Origin of the sequence: Paenibacillus sp. FSL K6-2524 (genome assembly GCF_038005525.1) — a bacterium.
GTDB lineage: Bacteria > Bacillota > Bacilli > Paenibacillales > Paenibacillaceae > Fontibacillus > Fontibacillus anaericanus.
In genome coordinates this window covers 4,848,703-4,867,606 of sequence record NZ_JBBOSP010000001.1, presented here as the reverse complement: position 1 = coordinate 4,867,606, position 18,904 = coordinate 4,848,703, and the positions used below count along the sequence as shown (strand labels likewise).

Here is an 18,904-nt window from a genome sequence, read left to right as displayed (position 1 = left end):
ATAACGTAAGTACTATAATTATTATACTCATCCCTGCGCCTTCTTCATAGATATACCAAAAAGCCAAGACCGCACAGGTCTTGGCTTTGTTCTCATTTCGTAACTGAAGATGCTTCTTGTCTAAGTAACCGCATTTTGGATAATACTTTTCGGATACTTTCTTCTGATAAATAAAAATCCTCCGCTAAATTTTTAGCTGAGCGGCCAGCGCTATACTGAATAAATATTTCCTTATTTCGTAATGCAATCGATGTGCGTGATCCGCTAAGCTCCCCCCAAGGTGCCCGAGTTTGTTCTGGTTTAGGGATGTAGAGAAGCTCGCCTTGAATGTAGTGCTGCAGTTCTTTCAGCAGCCTAGGGGGAAGCACATCCTTCCCATTTTTGTAGTTCACGATCATGGTCCTCCTTATTTCGTTGTCTGTCTTCCAACTGATTGACAAGATAAGTAAACATGGTCGTAAATCCCCCTTTCGGCTTAAAATAGTTAATGGTTTGATTCTATCTTAACATAGGTTATTAATGGAAATAAGGGAGAGCTTTTAGCTCCCCCGGTTTATGGGTCTCTGCGTTATGCAGAGACCACCTCACTCACTGAAAACATTTCTATCAGCCTCCTTTCAAATACTTTGTCGGCCCGACATCTATATTAACTCATATATAGAGTTGGGAAGAAAGTGAAAGAACGATTATAAATGTTTTTTACTTGCGTTATGGTAAAATAGAGGACATGAAGGAAGTGAAAACAATGGATTTATTCTCATATGGGCAAGACAGTGATTCTTCTGGGCGGTTGCTTGCCGATCGGATGAGACCTCTCTCTCTGGATGAATATATTGGTCAGGAAGCCATACTAGGACCGGGCAAACTTCTGCGTCGTGCCATTGAAGCTGATCAAGTTTCTTCTATTTTGTTATATGGCCCTCCAGGCTGTGGAAAAACAACATTAGCTCATATTATATCTAATCATACGAAGGGCGAATTTATTAGACTAAATGCGGTGGACGCTTCGGTTAAGGATGTTCGGGAAGTGATTCAGAAAGCGCAAAGCGATAAGTCCTTCTACGGAACGAAGACGATTCTGTTCTTAGATGAGGTACACCGCTTCAATAGTTCGCGTCAGGATGCACTGTTACCAGCGGTGGAGAAAGGTACGATAACCTTTATCGGTGCAACAACGGAGAATCCGTTTCATTACGTGAATGGTGCCTTACTGAGCCGCTCAACATTATTTCAACTGGAGCCACTAACGAAGGAACATTCATTGATTGCTATGAACCGAGCGCTGAAGGATAACGATAAGGGACTCGGCTTTATGAACCTGGAAGTGGATGATGAGGCGCTTGTGCATATCGCCACTATGGCTAATGGTGATATAAGACGAGCTTTGAATGCGCTGGAGCTTGCGGCGCTAACAACGCCGCCCCGTAGCGATGGAAGTGTCCATATCACCATGGAAGTAGCAGAGGAATCGATTAGGCGGCCGCTTGTAAAGGCAGACGAATCAACACAATACGACATTTTATCTGCGTTTCATAAGAGTATTCGTGGCTCTAGTGATGCGGCACTGTTCTGGTTCCTCTATGCAGTCGAGAAGCTTGGGATGGATCCGATGACCTTTATCCGGCGCCTGATCGCTGCCAGCAGTGAGGATATTGGACTTGCGAATCCGCAGGCTATGGTCCAAGCAGTGAGTGCTTTAGAGGCTTACCGTAACAATGGGTGGCCAGAGGCCAGACTTAATATTTCACAGGCGATCCTCTTCGCTGTCGAAAGTCCGAAGTCAAATGCCGTTGTGATGGCGATTTCAAAGGCCATGTCGGCGATGGATGATGTCAAGTCGGCCGAAGTGCCACTACATCTCAGAGATGGACATTACAAAGGTGCAGAGAAGCTTGGCCATGTTGGGTACGAGTATCCGCATAATTTTCCGGGGCACTATGTGAAGCAAGATTATTTGCCAGCAAATCTGGCCAATAAGACATTCTATGAGGCAACAGAGCAAGGTAATGAGGCCAAGATCAAACATAATCAGGAGCTTCGTAGAAGTAAAGATTAATCGAGACAACAAAACAAGCCAGCTATCCCCTATGAATCGGGAAGGCTGGCTTGTTTAGTTACATCTATCTGTTAACACTATTTATAAATTATTATTGTAGTTTCTCTGGAACTTCTATGGTTCCGCCACCAAGACATTCCTCACCCTGGTAGAAGACAACTGCTTGTCCTGGTGTAATAGCTTTCTGTGGTTGATCAAATGTAACGAGAAGAGTTCCGTCTTCGCGTGGAACGAGAGTAACCCCCTGGTCTGGTTGACGGTAACGGAATTTAGCTGTGCATTTAAACAGTTCCTTAGGTGAATTGTGAGATCCTGAGATCCAGTTCACTCCCGATGCAATCAAGCTAGTGGAATACATGCTGGGATGCTTGTCTCCTTGTACAACGTAGAGAATGTTACGCTCCAAGTCTTTCTCAGCGACAAACCATGGTTCGCCGGAACCCGTGCCGGATCCTCCAATACCGAGACCTTGGCGTTGCCCTAAGGTGTAATACATTAATCCATCATGATTACCCTTTACATCTCCAGTCACAATATCAACCATCTTTCCTGATTGAGCGGGAAGATAATTGCTAAGAAACTCTTTGAAGTTTCGTTCTCCGATGAAGCATACCCCTGTACTATCTTTCTTCTTTGCCGTAGAAAGACCAGCTTCCTCGGCAATCCGCCGTACCTCCGGCTTGGGAAGATGTCCAATCGGGAACATTGCTTTGGACAATTGCTCCTGATTCAATGCATTGAGGAAATAGCTTTGGTCTTTATTAGTATCTACGCCCCGTAGCAACTTCAATACTCCAGCGTCATCCTTCACGACGCGAGCATAATGACCAGTGGCTACATAATCCGCTCCGAGATCTAGCGCTTTCTGCAGAAATTCCCCAAATTTGATCTCACGATTACATATCACATCTGGATTTGGTGTGCGCCCGCGCTTATATTCTTCGAGAAAATAGGCAAATACTTTATCGTAGTATTCTTTCTCGAAATTCACCGTATAGTAAGGGATATCAATTTGTTCGCAGACGCGTCTTACATCCTCCGCATCTTGTTCTGCGGTGCAGACGCCGAACTCATCAGTATCATCCCAATTTTTCATGAATATGCCAATCACATCATAACCTTGTTGTTTCAGTAGTAGTGCTGTAACCGAGGAGTCAACTCCTCCCGACATACCAACGACGATCCGTGTTTCACTATTTGGTTTCGACATTATATCACTCCTTTGTTCCTGTCGTTATTTTAACATAAGCTTTGGTCTTAAACGACCTACGGCGGTAATTGAAAATTTTAGTGAACAAATTGGGGCAAGCATGTGTATTACTTTCCAAAAAGAGACGTGATGTGTTACGATAAGCTGAGGTTAATGATAGGAATAGGGTGTTATAACCTTATTTTTAATTGATCAAAGTTCAATTATATAAATATTACTTGAAAATTGAAAGAGGTGGCTTCTTTGAAGATTTCCACAAAGGGACGCTATGGGCTAACAATCATGATGGAACTAGCCGCTAAGTTCGGTGAAGGTCCTACCTCCCTAAAGAGTATTGCTGAGAAGAATCAACTGTCTGAGCATTACTTGGAGCAACTGATTGCACCGCTGCGTAACGCTGGTCTAGTTAAGAGTATTCGCGGTGCGTACGGAGGATATATATTAGCTAAGGAAGCCGCAGATATTACTGCTGGTGATATCATCCGTGTGCTGGAAGGCCCTATCTCTCCAGTGGATTTCACGGAAGAGGACGATCCAGCCAAGCGCGATTTGTGGTTGCGTATTCGTGATAGTATTGCTGACGTGCTTGATTCGACAACACTTGAGAGTTTGATTTCATTTGAAGAGCATGCTGGTAAAGAGAACTATATGTTCTATATCTAGTTCTTTTACACTCAAGATCATAATAAAATCCTTGTGTACCAAGGGTAAAGGACTCCTAATGGAGTCCTTTATTTTTTTGGAAACTCGCATAAAACATATCCCCTGTTTCTTTTAAGTCACACGAGTGTATTCTTCCAATATAGCCCACCTAATGGTTTCTAGCATTTTGATACTATATTTTAAATATTTAAATATAATCTTGAAATATTATTTCAAAGATGTTATCCTGCATTTAGAAAGCGATTTCAAAAATGAAAGAGGATGATGAAAGTCATGTTTGAGCATTTGACAACAGAGACTCGCAATAAGAAGACAATGAACTTGGATGAATTAACGCCTCTTGAATTTTTAGAAGTGATGAATGAAGAAGATCAAAAGGTAGCACAAGCGGTTAAACAACAGATTCCGCAAATTGCTAAGGCGGTAGAAGCGACTATAGCGGCGATAAAACAAGGGGGACGCTTAATTTACATGGGGGCTGGAACAAGCGGACGTATCGGCTTACTAGATGCCGTTGAATGTCCTCCAACATTCGGGACAGCGCCTGAAGAGGTAGTTGGGTTAATTGCTGGTGGAGAGAGAGCATTTATTAAAGCGGTTGAAGGTGCAGAGGACAATGAACAATTGGGGGTGCAAGATCTACAAGATATCAAGCTTACAGCCAAAGATATTGTCGTAGGGATTGCCGCTAGCGGACGTACGCCTTATGTAATCGGTGGCTTAGAATATGCAAATTCTATTGGTACACCTACTGTAGCCGTAAGTTGTAACAAAGATTCAGCAATTGGTAAAGTTGCCAAGATTGCAATTGAAGTCGTTAACGGACCGGAAGTGTTAACAGGTTCAACACGTTTAAAAGCTGGGACCTCACAGAAATTAATTTGCAACATGATTTCAACAGCTTCAATGATAGGTACGGGGAAAGTATATGGTAATTTAATGGTAGATGTACAGTTAACCAATGAAAAACTGGTTGAACGTGCTAAACGTATTGTAATGGATGCGACAGATTGTGACGCTGGAACAGCACAAGACTATTTGAAACAAGCAGATCACAAACCGAAAATTGCAATTGTGATGATTCTTACTGGGCTTTCTAAAGAAGAAGCTGTACAACGTTTGGAAGCATCACAAGGTTTTGTGCGTCAAGCGATAAAATAACCCGCAATGAAGAGAGGAGAATAAATATGAGCAAGTATCATGATATGGCAGTCAAAATATTAGAGGCTGTCGGTGGTAGTTCAAATGTATCCTCATATACCAATTGCATGACTCGTCTTCGCATCACTGTTGTTGACCGCAGTCGTATTGAAGAAGCGAAATTGAAGAAAATTGAAGGTGTTCTAGGTGTAGTTGACGATGAGACGTATCAAGTCATCCTTGGACCAGGAATCGTGACCAAAGTAGCCGAACAGTTCGGCAAATTGCTAGAGGGGAATCCCGTAGAGGGAGGAAGTTCATCTTCGGCAGAGCATTTACAAGCAAAGGGCGCACAAATGAAAGCGCAATTAAAGAAAAAGAATAATACACCATTTAAAAACTTTTTGCGACAAATAGGAAATATATTTATACCGTTAATTCCTGCATTTGTTGGAGCGGGTTTAATTGCGGGTATTGGCTCGATTCTAACAAATAATATTACAGCAGGAAATTTAGATGCATCGACTTGGCAGCAATATGTAACTATATTAAACGTTATTAAAAATGCAATTTTCAGTTACCTAGTCATTTATGTCGGTATTAATGCAGCCAAAGAATTTGGTGCCACTCCTGCTCTTGGTGGAGTTATCGGCGGTGTAACGATTTTAACAGGTGTTACAGCTGATCTTCCGATTCTTAATATATTTACGGGTGCTCCTTTAACGGCAGGGCAAGGCGGGGTTATTGGTGTTCTTATCGCAGTATGGATTCTATCGGTCGTTGAAAAAAAATTGCGTAAATTTATTCCCGATGCTGTCGATATTATCGTTACACCTACAATTGCATTATTGGTTGTGGGACTGATCACCATTTTCTTCATTATGCCATTTGCCGGATTTATTTCTGGGAATTTGATTGGAGCTATCAACTGGACGCTAGAACGTGGTGGTGCGTTCTCAGGTTTTGTATTAGGCATATCGTTCTTACCACTTGTTATGTTAGGACTACATCAGGTGTTGACGCCTATTCATATTGAGATGATCAATAGTTCAGGTATGACACAATTACTTCCGATTCTTGCTATGGCTGGTGCGGGTCAAGTAGGGGCCTCCATTGCACTGTGGATTCGTTGTAAAAAGAACAAATCATTAAGAAATATGATCAAAGGTGCTCTTCCTGTCGGTATATTGGGTATTGGAGAGCCATTGATTTACGGGGTAACCTTACCGCTAGGGCGTCCGTTTATTACAGCTTGTATCGGTGGAGGTATTGGTGGAGCGGTCATTGGTTTATTTGGCAATGTTGGAGCGATTGCAATTGGACCGTCTGGAGTCGCATTAATTCCATTAATCGCGAATGGATTATGGTTGAAATATGTAATAGGCTTAGTTGCAGCTTATGCTGGTGGATTTCTCGCCACTTATTTATTCGGTGTACCAAAAGAGGCAATGGCAGAACAGGATTAACTTATTGGGAATACTGAGGTGATTCGATTGTTGGGAATTTCAATATTTTTAGCGGATAGGACATTAGAAGAGAATATAAGTTATATGAAAGAAATGAAGGAGGCTGGTTGTACAGAAATATTTACATCACTTCATATGCCAGAGGATGATATAGAAGTATTGAAAGAGAACTTACTGGAAATTGCAAGCGCTGCCAAACAGTTAGGGATGGGGTTGGTGGCTGATATTTCTGGGAAAGCATTGAAGGAAATTTCATTTTCCTATTTATTGGCATCCGGCGTAACCGGCTTGCGAATGGATTTTGGGTTTAGCGCTCATGAAATTGCTGACTATTCCCAAAAAATGAAAATAGCCTTGAACGCGAGCACATTAACACCGGAATTCTTAGCTACACTAAAAGATCATGAGATTTGTCTTGAAAATATTGAAGCTTGGCATAATTATTATCCTCGTCCAGAAACAGGTCTTGATAAAGAATCGTTTATGGAGAAAAACAAATGGTTACAGGCCGAAGGCATTACGACAATGGCATTTATTCCTGGAGACGGAATGAAGAGAAAACCATTATTTGAAAGTTTGCCAACATTAGAGAAGCATCGGCATCAGTCTTCTTTTCTAGCTTACTTGGAATTAGAAAAAAGTTGTGCTGTGGACAAAATCTTCGTTGGAGATTTAACGCTTTCGGAATGGTCTCATCATCAATTTCAAATGTATGCAGAAGGAATTATTCCTTTAAGAGTAACCAAGGAACTACCTTATGCACTATGGGATATCGTTCATCAGAATCGCCTAGATGCTGCTCGAGATGTCGTTCGCTCAGAAAATGCACGTACAGATGAGGCGCGTTTTGTAACAGAAGGCAAAATTGCGCCTATGAATACGATCAACCGACCTAAAGGAACCATTACTGTCGATAATTATCTGTATGGTCGCTATGAACGTGAGTTGCAGATCACCTTGAAGGATTTGCCGGCTCATGAGGGGGTTAATGTGATCGGTTATGTTATAGAAGAGGATATCCCCCTCTTGGATTATGTTAGAAAAGGAGGAAGTCGGTATTCCTTTACAGCTACTTCTTAATGATAAATTTTGTTACAATGGAAGGAATTGATAAGTAGAGGAGATAAGGACTTTGGTAGTAGGAAGTATGATATCTCAAATTGAATTAGTGTTAAATGAATTGCCAGAATCAGAAAAAAAAGTAGCGGAATATATTCTTGCAAATGCTAAAGAAGTCATGTTTATGACGATACATGAATTGGCTAAAAATGCGGAAGCAAGTAGTGCAGCAGTTGTTCGTTTCTGCCGTTCTTTAGGAATAGAGGGTTTTCCTGCTCTGAAAATTCGGTTATCGGCAGAAGTAGAGAACACGCAGTATGTTGGTTACTTTGATGTTGAATCGAACGAGTCCGTGCATTCTATAATTGATAAGACATTATCGAATACAATACTGACCTTCCAGAATACAGCTAGTCAACTGGATACACAATCTATTGAGCAGGCTGTGGAAATGTTACAACAGGCAGAAGTTATTTATGTTTACGGGATAGGAGCTTCTTTTATTATTGCAGAAGATGCAGCGCAAAAATGGCTTCGGCTTGGGAAAAATGTCTACGCTATTTCGGATCGTCATTTATTAGCGGCGGCAATGGCTACGAAATCACAGAATGCTGTCTTTTGGGGAATTTCTTATAGCGGAGAAACACAAGAAGTTATTCAATTAGTCAAACGAGCTAAGGAACAAGGGATAAAAACAATTAGCCTCACTCGTCCAGGAAATAACAAGCTTTCTCAGCTTGCGGATGTTTCCTTATTTACAGCACGTGCGCCGGAAGCCAAGCTTCGTAGTGCCGCAACAAGCTCTAGATTTGCTCAATTATTTGTGCTCGATATTGTCTTTTGCACATATGCTTCTGCTCAGTATGATTTTACTGTGGAGCAGTTAGCGAAGTCGAGACAAATGATTGAAGTACTGTATGATTAATAATTGAAAGTAACGTTACGTTTTGGAGGATGCTATCATCACCATTAAAGGAGGATTTCCTGAACTGGAGATCATGAGGGAGAAATCCTCCTTAGAAGGTGAACGCTTCGCTTGTCCACATTCCTCCAAAACTCCACTGTTGTATTCGTTCTTGTTAACCTCTGATTAAGTTCATATCCATCGACTTACCATCCTTTTTCTAAAAGCCACTACTAGGTTGTTCCTATCTTTTTTCTAACTAATTTCGCGATGCATTTGTATACTTTTGAAATTTATCGTTTCGATAAGTTTATTTTGCTACGGAAAAATTCGAATATCGATAAACTGGAGGTCTTGCTATCCGCTCTAACTTTTATAAATGACATGGGGGTGTCCGGTTGTGTTGCAACCAGAAGTAAGACGTGAACTTATTGCTATAGTCGGTGAGTCTTATATGAAAGATGATATGCAATCACTGGTTACGCATTCGTATGATGGTACGCCAATGCTTCAATCGCTCCCTGACGCAGTTATTTATCCGTACAATACGCAGCAAGTATCTGAAGTGATGAAGGTGCTTAACCGCCAGCGTATACCTGTTATTGGCCGGGGTTCGGGTACAAATCTGTGTGGCGGAACCGTTCCCATTCAGGGGGGAGTCGTTATGGTGATGCATCGGATGAATCAGATTCTCGAAGTAGATCTGGAGAATTTAACAGCCTTGGTGCAGCCCGGGCTCAATACGAAGCATTTCACGACGCATGTTGAACAACTAGGGCTCTTCTATCCACCCGATCCGAGCAGTATGTCGATTTCGACTATTGGTGGCAATATTGCTGAATGCTCTGGTGGCTTGCGTGGACTCAAATATGGGACAACGAAGGATTATGTTATTGGCTTAGAGGCTGTTCTGGCGAATGGAGATATCATCCGCACAGGCGGCAAACTCATGAAGGATGTAGCTGGCTATGATCTGACAAAGTTGCTTGTAGGATCGGAGGGAACGCTGGCCATTATTACGGAGGCGACGCTTAAGCTAGTTCCTCCACCAAAATATAAAAAAACAATGCTGGCGATGTATAAAGATTTAAACGGTGCTGCCCGGACGGTATCAAAGATTATCGAGAACTTGATCATTCCCGCTACATTAGAGATTCTGGATAACTCGACGATCCGTGTCGTTGACGCTTTTGCTAATCTTGGCTTGCCACTCCATATGGAAGCGATTCTACTGATTGAGCAGGACGGCGATATGGAATCAGTAGAGCGGGATATTGCGAGTATTACAGCGATTTGTAATAGTGAACAGGCGGAGCAGATTAGCGTTGCTGAAAGTGCAGAGGAAGCAGAGAGGCTGCTTACAGCTCGTCGCAGTGCATTCACAGCGTTAGCACGGCTTAGGCCAACGACGATTTTGGAGGATGCAACGGTGCCACGTTCAAAAATCGCGGATATGATCATGGAGATTAATCGAATTGCGGCAAAGCATCAGGTTCAGATTTGTACGTTTGGCCATGCTGGAGATGGAAATCTGCATCCGACAGCTTTGACAGATGCGCGCAATGCCGATGAGATTCATCGGGTTGAAGCAGCTTTCGAGGAAATATTTGAGGCGGCGATTTCTCTTGGCGGTACGATTACTGGTGAACATGGGGTCGGTATGGTGAAGGCACCATTTCTGGAATGGAAGATTGGTAAGAGCGGAATAGAGGTTATGAAAGCAATCAAACAGTCATTTGATCCGTTCAATATTTTGAATCCGGGCAAAGTTTTTGCTAAGGAATCACGGAAACGAGTGGTGATTGATCGTGGATAAGACAAGCGAGAATATTAGGTTAAGTTCATTGACAGAGAAGCTGCGATTACGTTTGGACGAAGATCAACTTACGAACTGTATGCGATGCGGATTTTGTCTCCCGGCTTGTCCTACCTTTGCTGAGACTGGAATCGAAGCAGAATCTCCGCGCGGAAGAATTGCCTTGATGAAAGCGGTCAAGGACGGTATTATGGCACCAGATGTGGAGTTTGAGGAACAGATGAATCACTGTCTGGGCTGTCGAGCCTGCGAACCGGCCTGTCCTGCGGATGTCAAATATGGGCAGTTAATTGAGCAGACTCGGGATGCTATTGAGGATCATACTGAAACTCACCGAGGATGGGTGAAATTAGTGAGACGTACAGCTTTTCAAACGATATTTCCGAATCAGAAACGGGTGAGATGGATTGGCAAAGGGCTGCGATTTTATCAGACTTCGGGTATGCGTAAGTTAGCTCGGAAAACAGGTGCGATGAAGATGTTTCCCAAGCATCTGCGAGAGATGGAGCAGATCCTCCCTGAAGTTGCATTACACGGAGTGGTCGAACAGATTGGCATACGTCATCCGGCCAAGGGTGATACAATCGCTACTGTAGCGTTGTTCCGGGGCTGTTTGATGGATGTGTTGTTCGCGGACACAAACATTCACACTGTAGATCTACTAACAGAAGCGGGTTTCGAGGTTGTTATTCCAGAGCAGCAAAATTGCTGTGGTGCCATGCATGCACATAGTGGAGAAGTTGAGGGAGCTAGATCGTTAGCACGTAGTAACATCCGTGTCTTCAAAGCTGCTGGTGTAGACTATATTGTGTCGAATGCAGGTGGGTGCGGAGCTTTACTCTTGGAATATGATCATTTACTTCATAAGGACGCGCAGTGGAAGGATGATGCGAAATGGTTTGCTGAGCGCGTAATTGACGTCAGCGACTTACTGGTTCGATTTGGTAGATTACTGGTTTTCCCTGAGTGCAAGGAGAATCAGTCTATTCGCATCACATATCAAGATTCTTGTCATTTGCGTAATGTGATGCGCGCCTCGGATGCCCCTCGTCGTTTGATGCGGCAAGTTACTGGCGTAGAGTTTGTGGAGATGAAGGAGGCAGATCGTTGTTGTGGGTCTGCGGGAACATTTACTTTAACGCAACCGGCCATGTCCGGACAGATTCTCGATCATAAAATGCAGCATGCTCGAGCAACTGATGCGCAGTATTTACTGACGAGTAATCCCGGATGTTTGCTCCAGATGATGCATGGCATTAACCAGCATGGTCTGAATGGGCAAATGAAGGCAGTTCATATTGTAGATTTCCTTCATGAACGAATGTGTGAATCGGATGAATAGAGACCTTATGCGAAACGTCTTTCATAATTAGGGACATGCTACATTGAACATCTTTGCATACTACTGTAGTTTTTTTGTGAAAAATAATATACAATAAAAGTAAAATTCACATCATATATGAGAAACTTTCGTTGCCGCCCCGGATTCGGGGCGGTGATTCCGTTTAAAATAGCATTAAGAGTGGAGATACTAATGAGAAGAATATATTTGGACCATGCAGCTTCGACACCTATTCATCCAGAGGTTGCTGAAATAATGCTGTCCGTCATGCAGGGACACTTTGGTAATGCATCAAGTGTTCATAGTTTCGGTAGAGATGCCAAGAGGTTGGTCAATGGAGCGCGTGATGATATCGCAACAGCTTTAGATTGTCGTGCTGAGGAGCTTGTCTTTACGAGTGGCGGGACGGAAAGTGATAATTTAGCGTTGTTTGGTACGGCTGCGGCGAGGGCTGATCGTGGAAGACATATTATTACGACAGCGATTGAGCATCATGCTGTACTACATTCATGTCATAGGCTAGAGAAACAAGGGTATGAAGTGACATACTTACCCGTTGATAGATATGGAATGGTTCACCCCGAACAGGTCCAGGATGCCATTCGTCAAGACACAATCTTAGTTAGCGTTATGTACGGGAATAATGAAGTAGGAACGATTCAGCCTATTGAAGAGATTGGATCGATTACCCGTGAGCGGGATATTATTTTCCATGTGGATTCCGTGCAGGCATTAGGTGCAGTTCCTATTTCGTGCCGAGACCTTCCGGTTGATTTAATGAGTTTTTCCGGTCATAAAATCAACGGTCCTCAGGGAATTGGTGCATTATATATCCGCAAAGACCTGAATATTGAGCCCACTCAATATGGCGGGTTGCAGGAAAGGAAACGCCGTGCGGGAACAGAGAATATGGCGGGGATCGCAGGATTTGCTAAGGCGGTAGAACTGGCTGTATCTCAATTACCTGAAAGAAAGCAACATGATGAGCATTTACGTAGTTCCCTTCTGAACTTCTTAGAGAAGAGTGTAGGCAGTGGATGTTTTCACATCAACGGAGGATCATCCAAGCAACTCACTCATATCGTGAATATAAGTTTTCCTGAATGTGATACGGAAACGATGCTTATGAATTTGGATATGGAAGGAATAGCAGTAGCTAGTGGGTCAGCATGTACTTCAGGATCCCTTGAACCCTCGTATGTGCTGGAAGCCATGAATTTGCCACAGAATATTTTACGATCAGCGGTTCGATTTAGTTTTGGTTTGGGTAATACTATTGAAGAAATAGAGTATACTGCTCAAAAAGTTGGAACCATCCTAGACCGAATTCGTAAAAATAGGTAGATGGGTGTTTTTTTGACTTTTATTACTTGGAAGGGAGGATGCATGTTTCTTTTTTTACAATAAGTAAGTATGAACCCACGAGCTACGAGGAGTGACCCTCTTTTATGAGACTACAGGAGATGATTGGTTTAGCCGTATATGATGTAGAAGGCGGTAAACAAGTCGGGAAAGTCCTCGATATTATGCTAGATGATAATTGGACCATAACGGGGATTTTATTGGTAGGAAAGCATATGTTCTCCACCGGTAAAAAAGCTGTACTCTGGGACGATATTGTCGCTTACGGCGAAGATGCCGTAATGATTCGCAATCAACAGGCTGTCCATAAACAGGAAGCCGAGAATATACAACAAACGTTCTTAACTGGTAATGGAAAATTAAAGGAAGTTTCCGTTCTTACTGGGGACGGCACCATGATAGGACATGTTACAGATGTTTATTTTAACCATGAGTTGGGCAATACAATTACAGGGATTGAAATCAGCGATGGTTTTTTCTCTGATGTGATGGAAGGACGCAAAATGTTGCCTTACACACCGGGTATGACAAAAGGGGAGAATGTAATCATGGTACCCCCGCTCAGTGAGCAACTGCTAGAGAACCCCATGAATTCTGTTAATGGATAGGTGATAAATGAATGATGAAATGTCCAAATTGTAGTTCCAAGGATATTGGTAAAATCGGTTCCCATCAGTTTTATTGTTGGGGATGTTTTATCGAATTGACTGTAAATGGTGAGAAGATGTCCGTCTATCAAGTCGAAGAAGACGGAACACTTAGTTCCTTGGATGATTTATTTTTTGGCGAGGAAATCCCACAAGACTTCCCGCAAATTCATGCTTCTTCATAAGTTGCGGCCTAATACATAGGTCGATATGAGCCCTTTTTCCCCTTGTGGAAGAGGGGCTTGTTTTATACTTTAGATGTATCATCGAAATGCTGTCCTCTCTATCAGACTTTATTATTTGTTGTAAGCTTTTATTCTTGATTTTTTGGATTTATTACATAGTGTGATTTGATATGAGAAAACCTCCAGACCGATTATAGGGATCTGGAGGTTTTTAGTTTTGAATCAGATATTTGTTTAGATTAGTCTAGCTGAATCCAACGTGTAGCCCAATCCTGAATGTTGTTCATGGAAGACGACAGAGCGTAACCCTTTTCTGTTAAGGAATATTCAATTCGGACAGGCTTATCAGGATATACCGTTCTCGTGAGAAGACCTTCTTCTTCAAGTTCCCTTAAGCGATCAGAAAGAACCTTTCCACTTAGATTGGGCAAAGAATTTTCGATATCTACAAATCGTTGAGGGCCTTGCAATAAAGTATAGACGATTAATGTAGTCCAACGCTTGCTTAGTATTTCAATTGCTTTCTCAAACCTTGGACATAATTGTGTAAGTTCCATGTTCATCACCTCTTTGATTCTATTATATTATCACTTACTAAAATAAACAAGGTAACATTTAAATTATTTCTTTCTTGACGTAACAAAGTTTATTAAATATACTTAGTTACATAAAGTAATTGAATTGTGATTCGAACATATAAATATAAATTTCTAACCTGCGAGATATCGGGACTTAGCATGGAGGAAAATAAAATGAAACAAGTGATGGAAAGTGATATTTGTATTGTTGGTGGCGGTCCAGCGGGATCATTGTTAGCTTGTTTATTGGTTCAATCGGGGGCTTCTGTCATTCTCTTGGAGAAACAATCGGTCATAGGAAGTGCATTTCGGGGTGAAATATTAAATGATGTGGGTGAACAACTTCTGAGAAGAAGAGAACTACTTCAGAAGATTCCTGTTCATTCAAGACTCTCGCTTGAAGAAGTTCAGTATTGGTTCGATAAACAGATTGTAAACAACATTGTTCCTGACCAACCTGGTGGCAATGTAGGCATTCATATTCCGCAAAGAGATATGCTGACGGTTCTAATAGAGGAAGCGAAAGCTTATCCACATTTTACTTACTTATCAGGAATAACAATAACAGCACTTATGCAAAATCAGCAGGGTCAATTTAACGGAATTATGGCTAAGGGTAAGGATGGTCAAATCGTTGAGATACACAGCTCTGTTGTGGTTGGGGCAGATGGAAGATATTCAACTGTACGAAAACTTGCAGACATTCCATTGAATAAGAACGGACTTGGATATGATTTGCTCTGGGCACGAATTCCTGCACCGGAAGGTTGGAGACCGGTAATTCGATCAACCATTGTGGATGATCAACAACTTCATCTATTTACTCAGGCAGGTGGTTTCATTCAAATTGGTTGGAACATTCCCAAAGGCACTTATACAGAACTTAGGAAGGATAAATTTGAGCCTTTTGTTGAGAGGTTGATTCGTTCTTTTCCGGATTTAGCGGAGCAGGTTCAAGAGCATATTGTCTCGTGGGAAGACTTTGTCTTACTAGATATTTTTGGAGGAACAACGCCAACATGGGCCAAATCGGGGTTGGTGCTAATAGGGGATGCTGTGCATACCATGACGCCAACTGGAGCATTTGGGTTAAATGAAGCCTTACTTGATGCTGATATATTGTGTGATGAATTGCTTAATGCATTAAAGGATAATGATTTTAGCGAAGACCGTTTGAGAGGATTTGAGGCTGGGCGTCGCTTAGCCACGGATCAACGAATGCAAGAACAATTACAGATGGAAGCTGAATATAGGGACAAATTCATCCCTTCAACTGCAAGTTGAATTTTTATAGAACAAGGTAGCTCATGGACTAATTCATGGATAATATATAAATAAGGACGTGTTATGATGTTAAATTCAAAAGTAGCCTCACTATTAAAAGATAAAGTAAATACAATTTCTGGTGATCATCAAAACACAATATTAGTTGGTCCAATCAGACTACCTGTTAATTTAGATGGAAAGACCGTGGTATTTCAATGGTATAACTGGCTGTCAGTAGAGGATAAAGATATAACACTTGAAGAATTAATCAAGAAGTTACCCTCCATGGAACTGGCGGCTGGTCAACAATCCAGTGTTTTAGTATATGGGGATTTTGAACATGCTACTGATGCTATTATTCGTATGCATAGCATTTGTCATACAGGAGATATTTTTGGGAGTAAACGTTGTGATTGTGGGTATCAATTGCATCAATCCATGAAGATGATTGTGGAAAATGGAAGTGGTGCTTTGTTCTACCTTGCAGATCATGAGGGTCGAGGAATAGGCTTGTTTAGTAAATCGATGGCTTATTTATTGCAGGAACAAGGAATGGATACAGTTGAAGCGAATCTGGCACTTGGTTACGCTGATGATACTCGTAATTATGATGAAGCGATCTCTGTGCTCGGATTCCTTAGAGAGCTTCCTGTCAAATTAATTACAAACAACCCTAAGAAACTAAATGCATTAAAAGCAGCAGGAATGAATGTAACGGGTCGTGTACCATTGTGGGGAGATGTATCGGAGTTTAACGCGAAATATTTACAGACTAAGGTCGCTCGTTCGGGACACTTTGCCCAGCCGGAGGGAATGTTGAATGAATATGCATGAGTTATATATGAAACTAGCCTTGGAGAATGCTAAGGGAACAAAAGGGCAGACAACACCAAATCCACAAGTAGGATCAGTCATTGTAAATGATGGGAGAATCGTGGGTATTGGCGCTCATCTTAAACCTGGTGAACCACATGCTGAAATTCATGCATTACGCATGGCAGGTGAGCAAGCGAAAGGAGCAACCATTTATGTGACTCTAGAGCCTTGCTCGCATCATGGACGGACGGGGCCTTGTGCTGAAGCGATTGTAGCAGCAGGAATCAAGAAAGTGGTTATAGCTGCGATGGACCCCAACCCGCTTGTAGCAGGTCGTGGAGTCAAAATTCTTCAGGATGCCGGGATTGAGGTAATTCAAGGAATTTGTGAAGCAGAATCAGTGAAGATGAATGAAGTCTTTAATCATTACATTGTGAATAAACGTCCTTTTGTTACCCTTAAATCGGCGACTACTTTAGATGGTAAGATCGCGACCCACGAGGCACATAGCAAGTGGATCACCTCTGAGCAGGCAAGGGAGGATGTACATCGGATTCGCCATGAGAGCGCCGCTATTCTGGTTGGTGTGGGTACGGTTATTCATGATGACCCCCAGTTGAACACGAGACTTCCAGAAGGACGTAATCCTGTGCGGGTGGTTGTGGATAGCCATTTACGTATTCCATTAAATGCGCGTGTATTAACGGATGGCCAAGCCCCAACCTGGATTTTTACTGGAAGCGAGACCAATGAGAAGAAGAGACAAGAAATTGAGGACATGGGAGCCAAGGTGTTTGCTACGGATGGTCAGCGAGTTAATTTAGAGCAGATGCTTGATATTCTAGGACGGCATGAACTATCTTCATTACTGGTTGAAGGTGGTGGGGAGGTTAATGCTTCATTCGTATCACAGGGACTAGCTAATAAGCTGGTATTATATCTAGCACCTAAATTAGTAGGTGGTAAAGAAGCACCAACATTTCTAGAAGGACTAGGGGCTGTCACGATGGATGCTGCTACACAACTAAGTGATTTGACTGTAGAGCAGATCGGCCCAGATTTAAAACTCACAGCTTATTTCCCAAAAAGTATGAAATAAAAAATCTTTCGCACCCTATTTCAAAATATTTTTATCCCTCTTGGTACATACTTATACCACCTATTAGGAGGGATACCGTGTGGAACCAATCTATAAAAACAAGCTGTTCCGCTATGGAGTTTGGACACTGTTAGGATTAGTCATTCTTTTTTTTGTTTGGCAGCTTCGCCCGATGATTGGACTGGTTTATGAGTTTTTGAAGGCTATCTTTGCTCCATTCATCATCGCGATGATCATCTCTTATGTGCTGAATCCGGTCGTTCGCATGCTCGGGGGACGTAAAGTGCCGCGTACGATTGCTGTTTTGCTTATTTATGCGGTTTTTCTAGTTAGTTTGTCAGTCATTCTGATGAATGTGATTCCTATGTTTGTAGAACAACTTGAAGAACTTGGAGAACATTTACCTGAGTTGACACTACATACCCAGCAAATGATGAATCGTATGGACAACAGTATACTTCCAGGGAGCATTCGGATGGGGATGAACAATTGGTTTTTCCAATTTGAACAACGTCTTGCGGGTGGGATATCAGACTTTCTTGATAATATAGGTACAACCATTGGACTTGTATTCAATGCTTTTATCGTTCCATTCTTAATTTTCTATATGCTCAAAGATTTTGAGGCATTCGAGCGTATCATGCTTCAATATTTGCCACGTACACATCGTAAATCCATTGTGACTTTACTGAAGGAAATAGATGAAGCACTAGGGAACTACGTAAGAGGTCAGCTCCTTGTTTGTGTGATCATCGGAGTGCTTGCTTACATTGGGTATATGATTGTAGGCATGCAATTTGCATTATTACTGGCTGGGTTTGTTGCGGTATGTAACATCATTCCATATGTGGGACCTTTTCTCGGGGCAGCCCCTGGGTTGGTCATGGCGTCTACGATTTCTTGGAAAATGGTGCTACTGGTTGCTCTAGTAAATACGATTTGCCAACTTGTGGAGAGTAACATCATTTCCCCACAGGTAGTAGGTAAAAGCCTTCATCTTCACCCGATGCTCATTATTTTTGCACTACTTGTTGGTGGGGAAGTCGCCGGTATTCCAGGGCTCATTCTGGCTGTTCCTGTTTTTGCTGTTGGCAAAGTAGTCATCCAGCATTTCTATGCGTACTATGTTCGTCGGAAAACGGTGTAGGACCGCATTGACAGCGGGAAACGTGCCTTATATACTTAAATTAATTTGTCTATAGTTGTAAATCGGTGATGAAATGAAGTACGTCCAAGTTTGATTTTCCCAGAGAAGGGTTCCTTTGCGAACGGATATGCTGGCTTTACAGCATTCT

The 18,904-nt window shown here is 42.2% G+C and carries 18 protein-coding genes; 15 read left to right on the top strand and 3 right to left on the bottom strand.

Translation table 11 applies throughout. The annotated features are described in order from the left end of the window. Positions 1-92 precede the first annotated feature (92 nt). The gene (locus tag NST85_RS22495; RefSeq protein ID WP_211350210.1) at positions 93-398 is read right to left on the bottom strand and encodes a CD3324 family protein; all 306 of its coding nucleotides are present in this window, start codon (positions 396-398) and stop codon (positions 93-95) included. A 347-nt stretch (positions 399-745) separates the two neighbouring features. Here NST85_RS22495 and NST85_RS22490 point away from each other — a divergent pair, with 347 nt between their 5' ends. After that, a complete protein-coding gene (locus tag NST85_RS22490) occupies positions 746-2,056 on the top strand; it encodes a replication-associated recombination protein A (protein ID WP_127193911.1) in 1,311 nt (436 codons plus the stop codon). A 91-nt stretch (positions 2,057-2,147) separates the two neighbouring features. Here the strand turns inward: NST85_RS22490 and mnmA are convergent, their stop codons facing one another. Beyond that, a complete protein-coding gene (gene mnmA, locus NST85_RS22485; protein WP_127193912.1) occupies positions 2,148-3,266 on the bottom strand; it encodes a tRNA 2-thiouridine(34) synthase MnmA in 1,119 nt (372 codons plus the stop codon). 243 nt (positions 3,267-3,509) lie between these two features. Here mnmA and cymR point away from each other — a divergent pair, with 243 nt between their 5' ends. The 10 genes from cymR (at position 3,510) to NST85_RS22435 (ending at position 13,850) form a co-directional block, all read left to right on the top strand. Then, positions 3,510-3,929: a cysteine metabolism transcriptional regulator CymR gene (cymR, locus tag NST85_RS22480; protein ID WP_127193913.1), complete on the top strand. Its 420-nt coding sequence runs from the start codon at positions 3,510-3,512 to the stop codon at positions 3,927-3,929. Positions 3,930-4,202: 273 nt separating this feature from the next. Next, positions 4,203-5,090 carry an N-acetylmuramic acid 6-phosphate etherase gene (gene murQ, locus NST85_RS22475; RefSeq protein ID WP_127193914.1) on the top strand — a complete coding sequence of 296 codons (888 nt, stop codon included), beginning with the start codon at positions 4,203-4,205 and terminating at the stop codon, positions 5,088-5,090. Between the two features lie 26 nt (positions 5,091-5,116). Then, entirely contained in the window at positions 5,117-6,535 is a 1,419-nt protein-coding gene (locus NST85_RS22470; protein ID WP_127193915.1) for a PTS transporter subunit EIIC, read from the top strand. Between the two features lie 30 nt (positions 6,536-6,565). After that, complete coding sequence (locus NST85_RS22465) at positions 6,566-7,615, top strand: DUF871 domain-containing protein (protein ID WP_445671163.1); 1,050 nt, start codon at positions 6,566-6,568, stop codon at positions 7,613-7,615. A 67-nt stretch (positions 7,616-7,682) separates the two neighbouring features. Continuing rightward, positions 7,683-8,519 carry a MurR/RpiR family transcriptional regulator gene (locus NST85_RS22460; RefSeq protein WP_425464358.1) on the top strand — a complete coding sequence of 279 codons (837 nt, stop codon included), beginning with the start codon at positions 7,683-7,685 and terminating at the stop codon, positions 8,517-8,519. Positions 8,520-8,877: 358 nt separating this feature from the next. Further along, positions 8,878-10,314 carry an FAD-binding oxidoreductase gene (locus tag NST85_RS22455; protein WP_425464357.1) on the top strand — a complete coding sequence of 479 codons (1,437 nt, stop codon included), beginning with the start codon at positions 8,878-8,880 and terminating at the stop codon, positions 10,312-10,314. After that, positions 10,307-11,656, top strand: a complete 1,350-nt coding sequence (locus NST85_RS22450) for a (Fe-S)-binding protein (protein WP_341190463.1) — start codon at positions 10,307-10,309, stop codon at positions 11,654-11,656. The genes NST85_RS22455 and NST85_RS22450 overlap by 8 nt, the downstream gene beginning before the upstream one ends. Positions 11,657-11,848: 192 nt before the next feature. Next, positions 11,849-13,000 carry a cysteine desulfurase family protein gene (locus NST85_RS22445; RefSeq protein ID WP_341190462.1) on the top strand — a complete coding sequence of 384 codons (1,152 nt, stop codon included), beginning with the start codon at positions 11,849-11,851 and terminating at the stop codon, positions 12,998-13,000. 104 nt (positions 13,001-13,104) lie between these two features. Next, positions 13,105-13,626, top strand: coding sequence for a PRC-barrel domain-containing protein (locus tag NST85_RS22440; RefSeq protein WP_127193919.1), 522 nt, complete (start codon positions 13,105-13,107; stop codon positions 13,624-13,626). A 14-nt stretch (positions 13,627-13,640) separates the two neighbouring features. Further along, positions 13,641-13,850 carry a hypothetical protein gene (locus tag NST85_RS22435; RefSeq protein ID WP_211350214.1) on the top strand — a complete coding sequence of 70 codons (210 nt, stop codon included), beginning with the start codon at positions 13,641-13,643 and terminating at the stop codon, positions 13,848-13,850. A gap of 239 nt (positions 13,851-14,089) precedes the next feature. On the opposite strand, the gene NST85_RS22430 is transcribed toward NST85_RS22435, so the two are convergent. Further along, the gene (locus tag NST85_RS22430; RefSeq protein ID WP_127193921.1) at positions 14,090-14,407 is read right to left on the bottom strand and encodes a winged helix-turn-helix transcriptional regulator; all 318 of its coding nucleotides are present in this window, start codon (positions 14,405-14,407) and stop codon (positions 14,090-14,092) included. Between the two features lie 195 nt (positions 14,408-14,602). Here NST85_RS22430 and NST85_RS22425 point away from each other — a divergent pair, with 195 nt between their 5' ends. From NST85_RS22425 to NST85_RS22410, 4 genes are all read left to right on the top strand, one after another. Next, on the top strand, positions 14,603-15,712 hold the full coding sequence (locus NST85_RS22425) for an FAD-dependent monooxygenase (RefSeq protein ID WP_246054332.1): 1,110 nt from the start codon (positions 14,603-14,605) through the stop codon (positions 15,710-15,712). Between the two features lie 66 nt (positions 15,713-15,778). Then, positions 15,779-16,528 carry a GTP cyclohydrolase II gene (locus NST85_RS22420; RefSeq protein ID WP_127193941.1) on the top strand — a complete coding sequence of 250 codons (750 nt, stop codon included), beginning with the start codon at positions 15,779-15,781 and terminating at the stop codon, positions 16,526-16,528. After that, positions 16,515-17,609 carry a bifunctional diaminohydroxyphosphoribosylaminopyrimidine deaminase/5-amino-6-(5-phosphoribosylamino)uracil reductase RibD gene (gene ribD / locus NST85_RS22415; protein WP_127193922.1) on the top strand — a complete coding sequence of 365 codons (1,095 nt, stop codon included), beginning with the start codon at positions 16,515-16,517 and terminating at the stop codon, positions 17,607-17,609. The genes NST85_RS22420 and ribD overlap by 14 nt, the downstream gene beginning before the upstream one ends. Before the next feature lie 79 nt (positions 17,610-17,688). Then, entirely contained in the window at positions 17,689-18,756 is a 1,068-nt protein-coding gene (locus NST85_RS22410; protein WP_127193923.1) for an AI-2E family transporter, read from the top strand. The last annotated feature ends 148 nt before the right edge of the window (positions 18,757-18,904 follow it).